This window comes from Pseudomonas sp. FW215-R2 (genome assembly GCF_058789255.1).
In genome coordinates this window covers 466,498-481,311 of record NZ_JBYTBO010000002.1, presented here as the reverse complement: position 1 = coordinate 481,311, position 14,814 = coordinate 466,498, and the positions used below count along the sequence as shown (strand labels likewise).

Sequence of the window (14,814 nt, the reverse complement as noted above, 5' to 3'; positions counted from 1 at the left end):
GCTGGAGTATAACCAGCTTGGTTGGAACGAGCTTTGAGAAACTGCGACGGTGCTCACACTTGGCCGTATTGCTGCCCGTGTCGCAGCCATCGGTCGAGCAGCGGGCTGACGTGGGTGGGCCAGCGTTCGAGCAATGCCTGGGCGGCATCGCGCACGGCGGGCAGCAGATCGGCGTCGCGCATCAGGTCGGCGACCTTGAATTGCAGCAGACCGGTCTGGCGGGTGCCGAGCATTTCGCCGGGGCCGCGCAGTTCGAGGTCTTTTTCGGCGATGACGAAACCGTCGTTGGTCTCGCGCATGATGCCCAGGCGCTGGCGGCCGATCTGTGACAGCGGCGGATGGTAGAGCAGCACGCAATGGCTGACCGCGCTGCCCCGGCCGACGCGGCCGCGCAGTTGGTGCAGTTGCGCGAGGCCCAGACGTTCAGGGTTTTCGATGATCATCAGGCTGGCGTTGGGCACGTCGACGCCGACTTCGATCACGGTGGTGGCGACCAGCAATTGCAGGTTGCCGGCCTTGAATTCGGCCATGACGGCGGCTTTTTCGGCGGGTTTCATGCGGCCGTGGATCAGCCCGACCTTCAACTCGCCGAGGGCGGCGGTCAGGTCTTCGAAGGTGGTTTCGGCGGCCTGGCAGGTCAGCTCTTCTGACTCTTCGATCAGCGTGCACACCCAATAGGCCTGACGGCCCTCGGCGCAGGCGCTGCGCACCCGTTCGATGACTTCGACGCGGCGGGTATCGGTGACCAGCACGGTGTTGACCGGGGTTCGGCCGGGCGGCAGTTCGTCGAGGATCGAGGTGTCGAGGTCGGCGTAGGCGCTCATCGCCAGCGTCCGGGGAATCGGCGTGGCGGTCATGATCAATTGATGCGGGCACATGCGCCCGCCGACGCCTTTCTGCCGCAGCGCCAGACGTTGCTGCACGCCGAAGCGGTGTTGTTCGTCGATGATCACCAGCGCGAGGTTCTTGAACTGCACTTCGTCCTGAAACAGCGCGTGAGTGCCGACCACCATCGGTGTGCCACTGGCGATCTGCTCCAGCGCGGCGACGCGGTTCTTGCCCTTGAGCTTGCCGGCCAGCCACGCCACCTCGATGCCGAGCGGTTCGAGCCAGCGCTTGAAGGTGATGAAGTGCTGCTCGGCGAGGATCTCGGTCGGCGCCATCAGTGCGACCTGATAACCCGCCTCCAGCGCTTGCAGCGCGGCGAGGGCGGCGACCACGGTTTTACCCGCGCCGACGTCGCCCTGAATCAACCGCAGCATCGGTTCGTGCTGACTGAGGTCGTAGGCGATTTCGTTGCCGACTCGTTGCTGAGCGCCGGTCGGGTTGAAACCGAGGTTAGCCAGGTATTTCGGCGGCAGTTTCGTGGCTTTCGGCATGGCCGGTGCGCGCAGGGAACGCATGCTTTCGCGCAGACGCTGCTGCGATAGCTGGTGGGTAAGCAGTTCTTCGAAAGCCAGGCGATGCTGGGCCCAGTGATGGCCGAGGGCGAGCTCATCGACGTCGGCATCGGCGGGTGGGTTGTGCAGGTAGCGGATCGCATCGGCCAGTGGCGCCAGTTGATAGTCGCGGGCCAGTTCGGTCGGCAGCCAGTCGGGCAGGGTGGCCGGCTTGAGCAGGGTCAGCGTCTGCATGCACAACTGGCGCAGACGGGCCTGGGTCAGGCCTTCGGTCAGCGGGTAGACCGGGGTCAGGGTCTCATCCACCGGCGGCGGTTCGTCGCCGTTGATGGCGCGGTATTCCGGGTGGTAGATCTCCAGCCCCGAGGCGCCGGGCCGGGCTTCGCCGTAGCAGCGAATCCGCGTGCCGCGCTTGAGGCCTTCTTTCTGCGCGTTGCTGAAGTGGTAGAAGCGCAGGCTCAAGCCGCCGGTGCCGTCTTGCAAGCGCACGACGAGGCTGCGGCGCCGGCCCATGACCACGTCGGCACCACTGACGGTGCCTTCGACCACGGCGTCCTGCCCCGGCCGCAACGCGCCGATCGGCACCACACGGGTGCGATCCTGATAACGCAGCGGCAGGTGGAACAGTACGTCCTGAAGGTTTTCCAGGCCGACCTTGGCCAGTTTCTCGGCCATGGCCTCACCGACACCCTTGAGTGCGGTGACCGACACCTGCGACAGCTCAGACATGACGCTGGCTTAACCGGCCGTGACCGGCGCGGCGGGTTTGGCGACCGAGCACAGGCGAATGGAGTCGGCGAGGATCTCGATGGCTTTCGGCCTTGGGAAGCTTGCGCGCCAGGCGATGGCCACGGTGCGGAACGGCACTGGTGCCGACAGTGGACGCACTTCGATCACGCCCGGGGCGTAGTGATGGCTGTCCACCGCCGACAGCGGCAGGATCGAGATGCCCAGGCCGGAGGCGACCATATGGCGAATGGTTTCCAGCGAGCTGGATTCGACCGTGGTGTGCTTGGCGCCGTCGTTGCCCTTGGTCAGGGTCGGGCAGGCTTCCAGCACTTGATCGCGGAAGCAGTGGCCTTCGCCGAGCAGCAGCAGGCTCTTGTCGTTGAGCAGCGCGGCGTCGATGGATTCTTTCTGGGTCCACGGGTGCTGGGCCGGCATCAGGACGTAGAACGGCTCGTCGTAGAGTTGCAGGGTCAGCACGTCGGCTTCGTTGAACGGCAGGGCGATGATGATCGCGTCCAGTTCGCCGTTGCGCAGTTTGTCGCGCAGCACGTGGGTGAAGTTTTCTTCGATGTACAACGGCATCTGCGGGGCGACCCGGTGCAGTTGTGGAATCAGGTGCGGGAACAGGTACGGGCCGACGGTGTAGATCGCGCCGACTTTCAGCGGGGCGGTCAGTTGGTTCTTGCCGGCCTGGGCCAGTTCGCGGATGCCCTGGGCCTGCTCCAGCACTTTTTGCGCCTGGGCGACGATGCCTTCGCCGACCGGGGTCAGGCGCACGGCGCTTTTGCTGCGCTCGAAAATCAGCACACCGAGTTCGTCTTCAAGCTTTTTCACGCCCACCGACAGGGTCGGCTGGCTGACGTGGCAACGCTCGGCCGCGTGGCCGAAATGCTGCTCTTGGGCGAGGGTAACGATGTAGCGTAATTCTGTGAGGGTCATAGCAAGCGTCCATGAAGATGCGGGCCAAGCATACCGGCTGCAATCGATAGACGCACGTTATCAGACTGAGTGATGAATGCGACACCGGGCAATGTCGGTTTGCCGTTTGCAGATATGAGAAAGGCACCTTTCGGTGCCTTTCTGGCGGGATCGAGCCGTGTTCTGCCAGTGCAGATCAGCGGCGGCGTTCCAGCGAGTAAACAAACGGCGCAACAATTTCGATTGAGCCATTGGTCAACATGTCGGCCGGTGGCTTGGGCAGCGGTTGAGCGCGGCGGATCATGTCCAGGGTAGCCCGGTCCAGATCAGCGTTACCAGAACGGCCCACCAGTTCGAACGACAGCACGTTGCCTTCGGCATCGACCACGAAACGCAGCCGGTTCAAGCCTTCCTTGCCCCGTGCCTGTGCGCTTTGCGGGTACTTCTTGTACTTCTGCAAATGCGCGAGCAGGGTGCCTTGCCAACTGGCCTTGGCCGCCAGTTGTGCTGGCGACGGGCCCGGTGCCGGCTGGGCGGATTTCTCCGTCGGCGCCTGGGTCTGCTGAGTTTCTGCCGGTTTTTCCTCGGAAGGTTTTTCCTTCACAGGCTCCGGTTTCTTCTCAACCGGTTTTGGCGGTTGCGGCTTCGGCTTGGGCTTCACCGGCTTGGGCACGGCAATTTCTGCCTTGGGGGCTTCGGCCAGTTTCGGGATCGGCAGTTCTTCGACCGGAGCCGGTGGCTGCGGTGGCGTGACGACTTTCGGCGGTGCAGGCGGTGGCGGGGCCGGAACCGGTGCCAGCTCGACCATCATTGCCTGCGGCGGCAGTTCGATGGGCGGGCGGGCGGTCCAGTTCAGCGCCAGCGCGATGGCCAGCGCATGAACGCCCAGCACCACGGCCAGGCTACCGCTGTAACGCGTCAGCTTATGGCGCGTCGTGATCATTTCTTGACTGCGCTCTCGAGTCCGACCAGGCCGACCTTCAGGTAACCGGCGGCGCGCAGGTTGTCCATCACGCTCATCAGGTCGCCGTAGTCCACGCCTTTGTCGGCCTGGAAGAAGATCGTCGTGTCTTTCTTGCCTTTGGTCCGGGCGTCGAGGGTGGCGCCGAGGGCTTCGGCCTTCACTTCGTCTTCGCCGAGGAACAGGCGCTGGTCAGCTTTCACGCTGAGGAACACCGGTTTCTCTGGCCGTGGCGCCGGTTTGGCGGTCGAAGCAGGCAGGTCGACCTTGATGTCCACGGTGGCCAACGGAGCGGCCACCATGAAGATGATCAACAGCACCAGCATCACGTCAATGAACGGCGTGACGTTGATTTCGTGGTTCTCGGCCAGATCGTCGTCTGCGCCTTCTTTCAAATGCAGGCCCATGGCCGATTACCCCACTTTGACCATGTGCGGCTGCGAGCTGCTGCGCTCAGGCTGGTGGTCGAGGTCGCGGCTGACCAGCAGCAGGACTTCTGCCGACGCATCGGACACCTGAGCCTTGTAACCGGCGATGGAGCGGGCGAACACGTTGTAGATCACCACCGCCGGGATCGCAGCGACCAGACCCAGTGCAGTGGCCAGCAGCGCTTCAGCGATGCCCGGGGCCACGACGGCGAGGTTGGTGGTCTGGGTTTTGGCGATGCCGATGAAGCTGTTCATGATGCCCCACACGGTGCCGAACAGACCGACGAACGGTGCGGTGGAACCGATGGTGGCGAGTACGCCGGTGCCGCTGCTCATGTTGCGGCCACAGGCAGCCACCAGACGCTCGAGGCGGAAGCTGACGCGTTCCTTGATGCCTTCTTTCTCGCGTGCGTTGGTCGACAGGCGCATCTCTTCAAGGGCGTCGTGAACCAGCAGGTTGGCGAGGGTGCCTTCCTTCGCCGCAGTGGCGCTGGCTTCTTTAAGGGTGGTGGCTTTTTTCAGGGCGGCGATTTCGCCACGCAGGCGACGCTTGGCGCCCATCAGCTCAAGGCCCTTGGCGATCCAGATGGTCCAGGTGATGATCGAAGCGATGGCCAGGCCGATCATCACGATTTTCACGATGATATCGGCGTTCTGGTACATGCCCCAAGGCGACAGGTCGTGGGCCATGCCCAGGGTGTTGTCGGCTTCGAGGACTTCAGGTGCGTCTTCGGCGCTGGCGTCCACGGCCTGAACCGGGTCGGTCGCGGCCGGCGCTGCGGCAGGGGCGGCCGGTGCAGTCTGCTCGTGAGCGGCTGGAGTGGCCGGCGTCTGGGCGTCAGCGAAAGCGGCGGTTGGCGCCAGCATCAGGCTGAGGAGCAGGGCAGCCACCGCGCTCCAGGCGCGAGGTCGTTTGGTTGGCGAAGCGGGGATTTGATTGCGTGTCATGCTGGCCGGACCTGAGATAGAAAAACGGTGATGCTCTTCCAGGCCTCGTGAGGCCGAGAACAAAAGTGGCGTGCATTATTGCAAGTAATTCTTGTTAACAAAAGTAATAGAGTTGCTTTTTTTCCTTCATTGCTAGCCGCTCGTCCCCTGCCAAGGCTAGTCTGTCGCTTTCCGATGGGAGATTTTTGATGTCCGCGCCCTCTGTTTTGATCGCCGGTTGCGGTGATGTCGGCAGCCGTCTGGCAAAGCAATTACTGGCTGCCGGTTTTCAGGTGTATGGCCTGCGCCGGGATGTTTCACGTTTGCCGGAAGGTGTTATCGGTGTGGCCGGTGACTTGTTCAATGAAGATTGCCCCGAGACCTGGCCGGTCGGCGCCGTGGATTACCTGGTGTATTGCGCGGCCGCGACCGAGCACGATGAAGCCGGTTATCGCGCGGCTTATGTGCAGGGTTTGCAGCATGTGCTGGAGTGGTTGAACGACTACGGCCAGGTGCCAGACCGGCTGCTGTTTGTCTCCAGCAGCAGTGTTTATGGACAGCAGGACGGTGAGTGGGTGGATGAAACCTCTGCGACCGTCGCTGCCGGGTATTCCGGTCGGTTGATGCTGGAAGCCGAGCAGGTTGCGCTCAGCAGCGGCATTCCGGCGAGTATCGTGCGTCTGACCGGCATTTACGGCCCGGGCCGTGAATGGCTGCTGACCCAGGTGCGTCGTGGCTATCGCGTGGCGGTCGATCCGCCGCTGTATGGCAATCGCATTCATGCCGATGACGCGGCGGGGTTGCTGGCGTTTCTGCTGGAGGCGGATCGCAAGGGTGTGGCGCTGGATGACATCTACATCGGCGTGGACGATGCGCCGGCACCGCTGGCCGAGGTGGTGGCGTGGCTGCGCGAGTATCTGGGTGTCACCGAATGGTCGGAAGACGAGAGCGTGCGTCGAACCGGCAGCAAGCGTTGCAGCAATGCGCGGGCGAAGGCGTTGGGCTGGGTGCCGACGTATGCGAGTTATCGCGAGGGGTATGCCGCGATTCTTGAAGGTCGCTGCTGACTTCCTTCCGGACGTAAAAAAGGCGGGAGCAATGGCTTGCTTCCGCCTTTTTTGTTTCAAGCGCAGATCACTGCTTTTCGAGCAACCACTTGCGTTCGCCGGGACTGAACTGCGGTTGTTCGTCCGCCAGTGCCGTGTTCACGGCCTGCAGGATTTCCAGTTCCTTGCCCTTGCGCACGAAGATCCAGTTATTGCCCTGACCGTTCTGCTGCAGCCACATGCTGTCGTTGCCGCTGCTCATCGATGCGCAGTCGCCCGCCAGACACAAGGCATAACGGTCGGCACCGGGCAGCCCGGAGACTTGTCCGTCGGCCTGGAATTGCACGGTAGTGCCTTCGCCCTGGCCGCTGGCGATCTTCCAGTTGCCACCCAGGTAGGCTGCGTACAGGGCGCGTTCGAAGCTGGCACCGATCGGTGCGCCTTCCGGCACGGGGATCTGGGCACGGTCGAAGAGCTGCTGTGGTTCGTTTTCGCTGGCGGCCTGGTGTAACTGGCCGCCGTCGCGCTTCAACTCGCTGCCGGAGCTGCCGTAGAAGTCGACTTTCCAGGCGCCGGACTGTTCGCCCAGCAGCCGTCCTTCGACGTTCTCAAAACCGTTGGTGAAGCGGGCCTGACTGGCCTTGGTGTTGATGTCCCATTCCAGGTTCGGGCCGTAGGCCTGAAGCGCTTCGCGCAGGGGGCCGCCCTTGGCGGCGGCATCGATGGCGACCTGGTTGATCCAGGTGCCGCTGATGTCACGGTCGGCAGGGTTGCTGGCGCAACCGCCGAGGAAAATGGCGAGCAGCGAGAGAGCAAGCGCTTTGCGCATGGTGGAATCCTTTCAAAACCTTTTCTTTACCGCAGAGCAGTCGGCGCGACCTTGAAGGGCCGCGCCGTGCGCATTACTCGATGACCAGAATGGCATCCATTTCAACCTGCGAACCCTTTGGCAGGGCAGCAACGCCGATGGCGGCGCGGGCCGGGTACGGCTGGTCGAAGTACTTGCCCATGATCTCGTTGACCTTGGCGAAGTGGCTCAGGTCGGTGAGGAAGATGTTCAGCTTGACGATGTCCTTGAACGAACCGCCGGCAGCTTCGGCCACGGCTTTCAGGTTCTCGAACACCTGGACGGTCTGGGCTTCGAAGCCTTCGACCAGTTCCATGGTTTTCGGGTCCAGCGGGATCTGGCCCGACATGTAGACAGTGTTGCCAGCCTTGATCGCCTGGGAGTAAGTGCCGATGGCGGCCGGGGCCTTGTCGCTGGTGATAACGGTCTTGGTCATGTATGACTCCTTGTAATGTTTGAGTTATGCACGCATGCGGGTGATGCGGATCACCCCGGTCAGGGCGCGCAGTTTCTTGATCACGCGGGCCAGGTGCACACGGTCGTGGACGCTGACCACCAGTTGGACGACGCTGATGCGGCCATCGCGTTCGTCCATGCTGATTTTCTCGATATTGCCGTCGGCCGCGTTGACGCTGCTGGCCAGCAGGGCGATCAGGCCGCGCTGGTGCTCCAGTTCGACGCGCAGTTCGACGTTGAATTCGCCGGTGACATCCTTGGCCCACGAGAGCTGGATGCATTTTTCCGGGTTGTGGCGGATCTCGCTGATGTTGCGGCAGTTGTCCAGGTGCACGACCATGCCTTTGCCCGCCGACAGGTGACCGACAATCGGGTCGCCCGGGATCGGCGTGCAGCATTTTGCGTAACTGAGCACCAAGCCTTCGGTGCCGCGAATCGCCAGCGGACCTTCCGGGCTTGGCAATTGTTCGCCTTCGCCGAGCAGGCGGCGCGCCACGACGTAGGCCATGCGGTTGCCCAGGCCGATGTCTTCAAGCAAATCTTCGATCAGTTCGAGGCGGTACTCGGTGAGCATCGCCTTCACGCGTTCGGCCGGAATCTGTTCCAGCGCGCTGTCGAAACCGTTGAGTACCTTGTTCAGCAGGCGTTCGCCGAGGCTGATGGACTCGGAGCGGCGTTGCAGTTTCAGCGCATGACGGATGTGGGTCCGCGCCTTGCCGGTGACCACGAAATTGAGCCACGCCGGGTTCGGCCGCGCGCCGGGGGCGCTGACGATCTCGACCGTGGAGCCGCTTTGCAGCGGTTCGGACAGCGGTGCGAGACGACGGTTGATCCGGCAGGCGATGCAGCTGTTGCCAACGTCGGTGTGCACTGCATAGGCAAAGTCGACCGCCGTGGAGCCTTTGGGCAGCTCCATGATCCGGCCTTTGGGCGTGAACACGTAGACCTCGTCCGGGAACAGGTCGATCTTCACGCTCTCGATGAATTCCAGCGAGTTGCCAGCACGTTGCTGCATTTCCAGCACGCCCTTGACCCACTGACGGGCGCGGGCATGGGTGCCTTTTGGCTGTTCGTCGCCGCTGGATTTGTACAGCCAATGGGCGGCGATGCCGTTGTTGGCCATCTCTTCCATTTCGCGGGTGCGGATCTGGATCTCGATCGGTACACCGTGCATGCCGAACAGCGTGGTGTGCAGCGACTGATAGCCGTTGGCCTTGGGGATCGCGATGTAATCCTTGAAGCGCCCCGGCAACGGTTTGTACAAATTATGCACAGCGCCCAGCACGCGGTAGCAGGTATCGACCTTGTCGACGATGATCCGGAACGCGTAGACGTCCATGATTTCGTTGAAGGCCCGACGCTTGCCGCGCATTTTCTTGTAGATGCCGTAGAGGTGTTTCTGGCGACCGCTGACTTCACCCTGGATGCCGTCGATGGCGAGGCAGTGGCCAAGGGACTCTTCGATCTTGTTGACGATTTCCTTGCGGTTGCCCCGGGCGCGTTTGACCGCCTGGTAGATCCGCGCGGAACGCATCGGGTGCATGGCCTTGAAACCGAGGTCTTCGAACTCGATGCGGATCGCGTGCATGCCCAGCCGGTTGGCGATGGGAGCATAGATCTCGAGGGTTTCCTTGGCGATGCGCCGGCGTTTTTCGCCGGACAGCACTTCCAGCGTGCGCATGTTGTGCAGGCGGTCGGCGAGCTTGACCAGGATCACGCGAATGTCGCGGGCCATGGCCATGGCCATTTTCTGGAAGTTTTCAGCCTGGGCTTCGGCCTTGGTCTCGAAGTTCATCTGGGTCAGTTTGCTGACCCCGTCGACCAGTTCGGCCACGGTTTCACCGAATTGCGCTTGCAGCGCTTCTTTGGCGATACCGGTGTCTTCGATCACGTCATGCAGCATCGCGGCCATCAGGCTCTGATGGTCCATGTGCATGTCGGCAAGAATATTTGCCACGGCAAGAGGATGCGTGACGTACGCCTCGCCACTGCGGCGGCGTTGGCCGTCGTGGGCTTGTTCGGCGTAGAAATACGCTCGGCGGACCAGGTTGACCTGGTCGTTGCCGAGGTAGGTCGATAAGCGATCGGCGAGGGCGTCTATGCTCGGCATGATAACTCCTGCCGTAGGCTGTGATCCCGCGCCGTGCTACGTCGACCAGGCATAGGCTTAGACGGCCTCGTTGGACTCGTCCTCGAACGCAGCGAAGACCGGGTCTTCGTGGACGATTTCCTGCTCGGCGATGAACTCGTAGCTCATCAGGCCTTCAGCGATTTCACGCAGCGCAACTACGGTCGGTTTGTCGTTTTCCCACTGTACCAGGGGCTCTTTGCCGCCGGTGGCCAGTTGACGGGCACGCTTGGTAGAGAGCATGACCAGCTCAAAGCGGTTTTCCACGTGTTCTAGGCAGTCTTCAACGGTTACGCGGGCCATGGTATTCCTCGGAGCGAATGCAATATGCGCGCTGCCCGGTTGGGCGAGCGGACTCAACAGTTTAAAAAATCACCAGCGATTAGGGAAGCGCTGATTTTTTGACCAGACTCTTCAACGCGCTGCAAGCACCAATGTAAAGCCCTTGCAGCGGTTTTGGGAAGTGCTGTTTCAGCCCAGCAATTCAGCCAGCAATTTGCCGAAACGCACTTGTTGGCGTTTCTGTTGCAGCTGATTGGCGCGGAAAATCGCTTTCAGATCGTCCAGCGCGTGGGCGAAATCGTCGTTGATGATCAGGTAGTCGTACTCGACATAGTGGCTCATCTCGCTGACCGCTTCACGCATCCGGCCGTCGATGATCTCGTCGCTGTCCTGGCCGCGGTTGGTCAGGCGCTGGTGCAGGGCCTGCAGCGATGGCGGCAGGATGAAGATCGAACGGGCCTGCGGCATCAGCTTGCGCACTTGCTCGGCGCCTTGCCAGTCGATTTCCAGAATCAGGTCGTGGCCTTCGTCCAGGGTCTGCTGCAGTCGGCTTTGCGAGGTGCCGTAGAAGTTGCCGAAGACTTCGGCGCGTTCGAGGAAGTCGCCGTGCTCGCCCATCTTCACGAACTCTTCGCGGGTTACGAAGTGATAGTTCACGCCGTCCACTTCGCCCGGGCGCATGGCGCGGGTGGTGTGGGAAATCGAGACGCGGATTTCCGGGTTGGCGTCGGTCAGGGCCTTGACCAGGCTGCTCTTGCCCGCGCCCGAAGGGGCGGAAATGATGTACAGGGTGCCGGTGCTGTGGGTCATGTCGGGGTAGCCTTACTCAATATTCTGCACTTGTTCGCGCATCTGCTCGATCAACACCTTGAGGTTGACCGCCGCCTGGGTGCTGCGCGGGTCGAAGGCCTTGGAGCCCAGTGTGTTGGCTTCGCGGTTGAGTTCCTGCATCAGGAAGTCCAGGCGCCGGCCGGCGGCGCCGCCGGATTTCAGCACCCGGCGAACTTCGATGATGTGGGTGCTCAGGCGATCCAGTTCTTCGGCCACGTCGCTCTTTTGCGCGAGCATGACCATTTCCTGTTCCAGGCGCTGCGGGTCCATCTCGGCCTTCATGTCGGCGAAGCGGTCGAGGACTTTCTGGCGCTGGGTGGCGAGCATCTGCGGAACCAGTTCGCGCAGGGTCACCACGTCTTCCTCGATAGAGGTCAGGCGATCGTTGATCAGGCGTGCCAGCTCCGCGCCTTCGCGCTCGCGGCCGGCCTTGAGATCTTTCAGGCCTTGATTGAACAGGGCCAGCGCCTCGGCGTTCAACGCCTGCGGGTCGGTGGCGTCGGCGACCAGTACGCCGGGCCAGGCCAGCACTTCCAACGGGTTCAGCGCGGCCGGATTCTTGATCAGGCCGGCGACGGTTTCAGCGGCAGCGACCAGTTGCGCAGCGCGCTCGCGGTCCACTTGCAGCGGCTTGCCGGTGCTTTCTTCGGTAAAGCGCAGGGTGCATTCCAGTTTGCCGCGCGACAGGCCCTGGCGCAGGGCTTCGCGGACGGCGCCTTCGAGGTCGCGAAACGACTCCGGCAGGCGCAGATGGGGTTCCAGGTAGCGGCTGTTGACCGAGCGCAGTTCCCAGCTCAGGGTGCCCTGAACGCCGGCTTTCTCGACGCGGGCGAAGGCGGTCATGCTGTGCACCATGGCGGTGACCTCGCGATACAGATCGGCGCGGATTGAAGCTCCGCAGCTCGATATCAATGAATTTAAGCCGACTGGCAGCAAAGGCGCAGGATTGTAGCGCAGTGCGGCAGATGCGCCCAAACACACGGTGTGACAAAGGGCTGCAGGCCGTCGGCGAAGTGCGTTTCAGGGCCCTTGATCGACGGCCGGAATTTTTAAGCAGTGCCCAGGCGCGGTGCGCAGCTCTATAATGCTCCGCAGTTTTCCGTCCCCAGTACAGGTATCTCCTATGAAACGTCCAAGTGGTCGCGCTGCCGATCAGCTCCGCTCGATCCGCATTACCCGCAACTACACCAAGCACGCCGAAGGATCGGTACTGGTCGAATTCGGTGATACCAAAGTCATCTGCACCGTCAGCGTCGAAAACGGCGTACCGCGTTTCCTCAAAGGCCAGGGTCAGGGCTGGCTGACCGCCGAGTACGGCATGCTGCCGCGCGCCACCGGCGAGCGTAACCAGCGTGAAGCGAGCCGTGGCAAGCAGGGCGGCCGCACCCTGGAAATCCAGCGTCTGATCGGCCGTTCCCTGCGCGCCGCGCTGGACATGTCCAAGCTGGGCGACGTCACCCTGTACGTCGATTGCGACGTGATCCAGGCTGACGGCGGCACCCGTACCGCGTCGATCACCGGCGCGATGGTTGCACTGGTCGATGCCTTGAAAGTGATCAAGAAGCGTGGCGGCCTGAAAGGCGGCGACCCGCTCAAGCAAATGATCGGCGCTGTCTCCGTGGGCATGTACCAGGGCGAGCCGGTACTGGACCTGGACTATCTTGAAGATTCCGCTGCCGAGACCGACCTCAACGTGGTCATGACCAGCACCGGTGGTTTCATCGAAGTGCAGGGCACCGCCGAAGGCGCGCCGTTCCAGCCTGAAGAGCTGAACGCGATGCTGGAGCTGGCCAAGAAAGGCATGAACGAGATCTTCGAACTGCAAACGGCCGCACTGGCCGACTGAGACGGTTCGTACCCACAAGGAAGACGCGATGAGTGATGAGCAAGAGTTACTGCCCAAGCCGAGCCAGGAGGTTCGCCAATGGGCGATGTTCTGTCACTTGTCCGGCTTGCTGGGGATCTGGTTTCCATTTGGCAGTTTGATCGGGCCGCTGATCCTCTGGCAGATGAAGCGTGAGAAGGACTCGTTTATTGATGCGCAGGGTAAGGAAGCGCTGAATTTTCAGATCACGATGACCATTGCTACGCTCATTGGCGTGGGGCTGACGGTAGTGCTTATTGGGTATCTGCTGATTATCCCGGTGGTCATTTGCTCGTTTGTGCTGCCGATTATTGCTGGGGTGAAGGCTAACAACGGATTCCCTTACCGCTATCCGTTCACCTGGCGATTGCTCAAATAACGATCAACTCGAGTCTCCTGCATAAAAGCAAAAATCAGCGCCCACAAAAAAGCCGACAGCGATGTCGGCTTTTTTGCATCCACGAATCGACGCTTAGATGGTCAGCGTCCAGTCGTAGTCGACGATCAGCGGCGCGTGCTGCGAGAACCGTGGCTGACGCGGAAGGCGTGCACTGCGCACGAAGCGCCGCAGGCCCGGGGTCAGGATCTGGTAGTCGAAGCGCCAGCCCAGATTCAGCATCTCGGCCTGTTCGTTGTCCGGCCACCAGCTGTACTGGTCGCCTTCGCGGCTGACTTCGCGCAGGGCGTCTACGTAGCCCATGTTGCCGACAATCTCGTCCATCCAGGCGCGTTCTGGCGCCAGGAAGCCCGGGGATTGCTGGCTGTCGCGCCAGTTCTTGATGTCGAGCTTCTGCTGCGCGACGTACAGCGAGCCACAATAAATGTACTCGCGACGTTTGCGCCGCTGTTTGTCCAGGTACTTGCCGAAGTCGTCCATGAGCTTGAACTTCTGGTTCAAGTCCTCATCGCCGTTCATCCCCGAAGGAAGCAGCAAGGTGGCAATACTGACTTTGTCGAAATCTGCTTGCAGGTAGCGCCCGTAGCGGTCGGCCGTCTCGAAACCGAGACCGCTGATGACAGCCTTCGGTTGCAACCGCGAGTACAAAGCCACGCCACCTTGGGCGGGAACTTCTGCGTCGCAGGCATAAAGGAAGTAGCCATCCAGTTGGAAGGCTGGGTCGTCCAGTTCAAAGGCGGAGGCACGGGTGTCCTGCAGGCAGATGACGTCGGCATTCTGTGCCTGCAGCCAACTGAGCAAACCTCGCTCGACTGCAGCCTGAATACCATTGACGTTCACACTGATGATCCGCATAAATGGCCCCAAAAATCGCGTGCGTGTATGATACACGGCGTCAAGCTAATTAGCTAAATCCGTGGTATTTGGGGTTTTTTTCATGCAAGCGTATCAGCGCGATTTCATTCGTTTTGCCATCGATCGCGGCGTTTTGCGCTTCGGTGAGTTCACCCTGAAGTCCGGGCGCACCAGTCCTTACTTCTTCAATGCCGGCCTGTTCAACTCGGGCTCCGCGCTGGCGCAGCTGGGTCGTTTCTACGCCGCAGCCATCGCCGAGAGCGGAATTCCGTTCGACGTGCTGTTTGGCCCGGCCTACAAAGGCATCCCGCTGGCGGCAACCACTGCCGTGGCGCTGGCCGAGCACCATAACCGCGATTTGCCATGGTGCTTCAACCGCAAGGAAGCCAAGGCCCACGGCGAAGGCGGCAGCCTGGTCGGCGCTCCGCTGACCGGCGACGTGCTGATCATCGACGACGTGATCACCGCCGGCACCGCGATCCGTGAAGTGATGCAGATCATCGCTTCCCAGGACGGCGCCAAGGCTGCCGGCGTGCTGATCGCCCTGAACCGTCAGGAGCGCGGCAACGGTGAGCTGTCGGCCATTCAGGAAGTCGAACGTGATTTCGGCATCCCGGTCATCAGCATCGTGTCGCTGAACCAGGTGCTGGAATTCCTGGCTGACGACCCGCAGCTCAAGCAGCACCTGCCAGCCGTTGAAGCCTATCGCGCCCAGTTCGGCGTCTGATCGCTTCTTCCGGGCAAA

16 protein-coding genes are annotated in these 14,814 nt (G+C 61.9%); 4 read left to right on the top strand and 12 right to left on the bottom strand.

What is annotated here, in order from left to right:
* Window positions 1-53: 53 nt before the first annotated feature.
* The 5 genes from recG to exbB form a co-directional block, all read right to left on the bottom strand.
* Window positions 54-2,129, bottom strand: coding sequence for an ATP-dependent DNA helicase RecG (recG, locus tag AC3WRD_RS04790; RefSeq protein WP_102620704.1), 2,076 nt, complete (start codon window positions 2,127-2,129; stop codon window positions 54-56).
* A gap of 9 nt (window positions 2,130-2,138) precedes the next feature.
* The gene (locus AC3WRD_RS04785; protein ID WP_007954418.1) at window positions 2,139-3,068 is read right to left on the bottom strand and encodes a hydrogen peroxide-inducible genes activator; all 930 of its coding nucleotides are present in this window, start codon (window positions 3,066-3,068) and stop codon (window positions 2,139-2,141) included.
* Window positions 3,069-3,243: 175 nt separating this feature from the next.
* Window positions 3,244-3,990, bottom strand: a complete 747-nt coding sequence (locus AC3WRD_RS04780) for an energy transducer TonB family protein (RefSeq protein ID WP_096817268.1) — start codon at window positions 3,988-3,990, stop codon at window positions 3,244-3,246.
* Complete coding sequence (gene exbD / locus AC3WRD_RS04775) at window positions 3,987-4,415, bottom strand: TonB system transport protein ExbD (RefSeq protein WP_096817269.1); 429 nt, start codon at window positions 4,413-4,415, stop codon at window positions 3,987-3,989. Before exbD ends, AC3WRD_RS04780 begins: the two co-directional genes overlap by 4 nt.
* A gap of 6 nt (window positions 4,416-4,421) precedes the next feature.
* On the bottom strand, window positions 4,422-5,384 hold the full coding sequence (gene exbB, locus AC3WRD_RS04770; RefSeq protein WP_102620705.1) for a tonB-system energizer ExbB: 963 nt from the start codon (window positions 5,382-5,384) through the stop codon (window positions 4,422-4,424).
* Window positions 5,385-5,572: 188 nt separating this feature from the next.
* Between exbB and AC3WRD_RS04765 the strand changes: the two genes are divergently transcribed.
* Entirely contained in the window at window positions 5,573-6,430 is an 858-nt protein-coding gene (locus AC3WRD_RS04765) for an SDR family oxidoreductase (RefSeq protein WP_102620706.1), read from the top strand.
* A 67-nt stretch (window positions 6,431-6,497) separates the two neighbouring features.
* On the opposite strand, the gene AC3WRD_RS04760 is transcribed toward AC3WRD_RS04765, so the two are convergent.
* The 6 genes from AC3WRD_RS04760 to AC3WRD_RS04735 all read right to left on the bottom strand — a co-directional run bounded on the left by AC3WRD_RS04760 (window position 6,498) and on the right by AC3WRD_RS04735 (window position 11,808).
* Window positions 6,498-7,238 carry a putative periplasmic lipoprotein gene (locus AC3WRD_RS04760; RefSeq protein ID WP_102620707.1) on the bottom strand — a complete coding sequence of 247 codons (741 nt, stop codon included), beginning with the start codon at window positions 7,236-7,238 and terminating at the stop codon, window positions 6,498-6,500.
* 73 nt (window positions 7,239-7,311) lie between these two features.
* Window positions 7,312-7,692 (bottom strand): RidA family protein, encoded by a 381-nt coding sequence (locus AC3WRD_RS04755; RefSeq protein ID WP_003229509.1) that lies wholly within the window; start codon window positions 7,690-7,692, stop codon window positions 7,312-7,314.
* 24 nt (window positions 7,693-7,716) lie between these two features.
* Complete coding sequence (spoT, locus tag AC3WRD_RS04750) at window positions 7,717-9,822, bottom strand: bifunctional GTP diphosphokinase/guanosine-3',5'-bis pyrophosphate 3'-pyrophosphohydrolase (RefSeq protein ID WP_007954439.1); 2,106 nt, start codon at window positions 9,820-9,822, stop codon at window positions 7,717-7,719.
* A 57-nt stretch (window positions 9,823-9,879) separates the two neighbouring features.
* A complete protein-coding gene (rpoZ, locus tag AC3WRD_RS04745; protein ID WP_003229503.1) occupies window positions 9,880-10,143 on the bottom strand; it encodes a DNA-directed RNA polymerase subunit omega in 264 nt (87 codons plus the stop codon).
* 168 nt (window positions 10,144-10,311) lie between these two features.
* On the bottom strand, window positions 10,312-10,932 hold the full coding sequence (gmk, locus tag AC3WRD_RS04740; protein ID WP_003229498.1) for a guanylate kinase: 621 nt from the start codon (window positions 10,930-10,932) through the stop codon (window positions 10,312-10,314).
* A 12-nt stretch (window positions 10,933-10,944) separates the two neighbouring features.
* Window positions 10,945-11,808: a YicC/YloC family endoribonuclease gene (locus AC3WRD_RS04735; RefSeq protein ID WP_007954440.1), complete on the bottom strand. Its 864-nt coding sequence runs from the start codon at window positions 11,806-11,808 to the stop codon at window positions 10,945-10,947.
* Between the two features lie 268 nt (window positions 11,809-12,076).
* Between AC3WRD_RS04735 and rph the strand changes: the two genes are divergently transcribed.
* Together rph and AC3WRD_RS04725 are read left to right on the top strand one after the other, a co-directional pair.
* Window positions 12,077-12,799, top strand: coding sequence for a ribonuclease PH (gene rph, locus AC3WRD_RS04730; protein WP_085731379.1), 723 nt, complete (start codon window positions 12,077-12,079; stop codon window positions 12,797-12,799).
* 28 nt (window positions 12,800-12,827) lie between these two features.
* Window positions 12,828-13,196 (top strand): DUF4870 domain-containing protein, encoded by a 369-nt coding sequence (locus AC3WRD_RS04725; protein ID WP_096817279.1) that lies wholly within the window; start codon window positions 12,828-12,830, stop codon window positions 13,194-13,196.
* A gap of 93 nt (window positions 13,197-13,289) precedes the next feature.
* Here the strand turns inward: AC3WRD_RS04725 and crc are convergent, their stop codons facing one another.
* Window positions 13,290-14,069, bottom strand: coding sequence for a catabolite repression control protein Crc (gene crc / locus AC3WRD_RS04720; RefSeq protein ID WP_007920349.1), 780 nt, complete (start codon window positions 14,067-14,069; stop codon window positions 13,290-13,292).
* A gap of 82 nt (window positions 14,070-14,151) precedes the next feature.
* Here crc and pyrE point away from each other — a divergent pair, with 82 nt between their 5' ends.
* Window positions 14,152-14,796 (top strand): orotate phosphoribosyltransferase, encoded by a 645-nt coding sequence (pyrE, locus tag AC3WRD_RS04715; protein ID WP_011336558.1) that lies wholly within the window; start codon window positions 14,152-14,154, stop codon window positions 14,794-14,796.
* The last annotated feature ends 18 nt before the right edge of the window (window positions 14,797-14,814 follow it).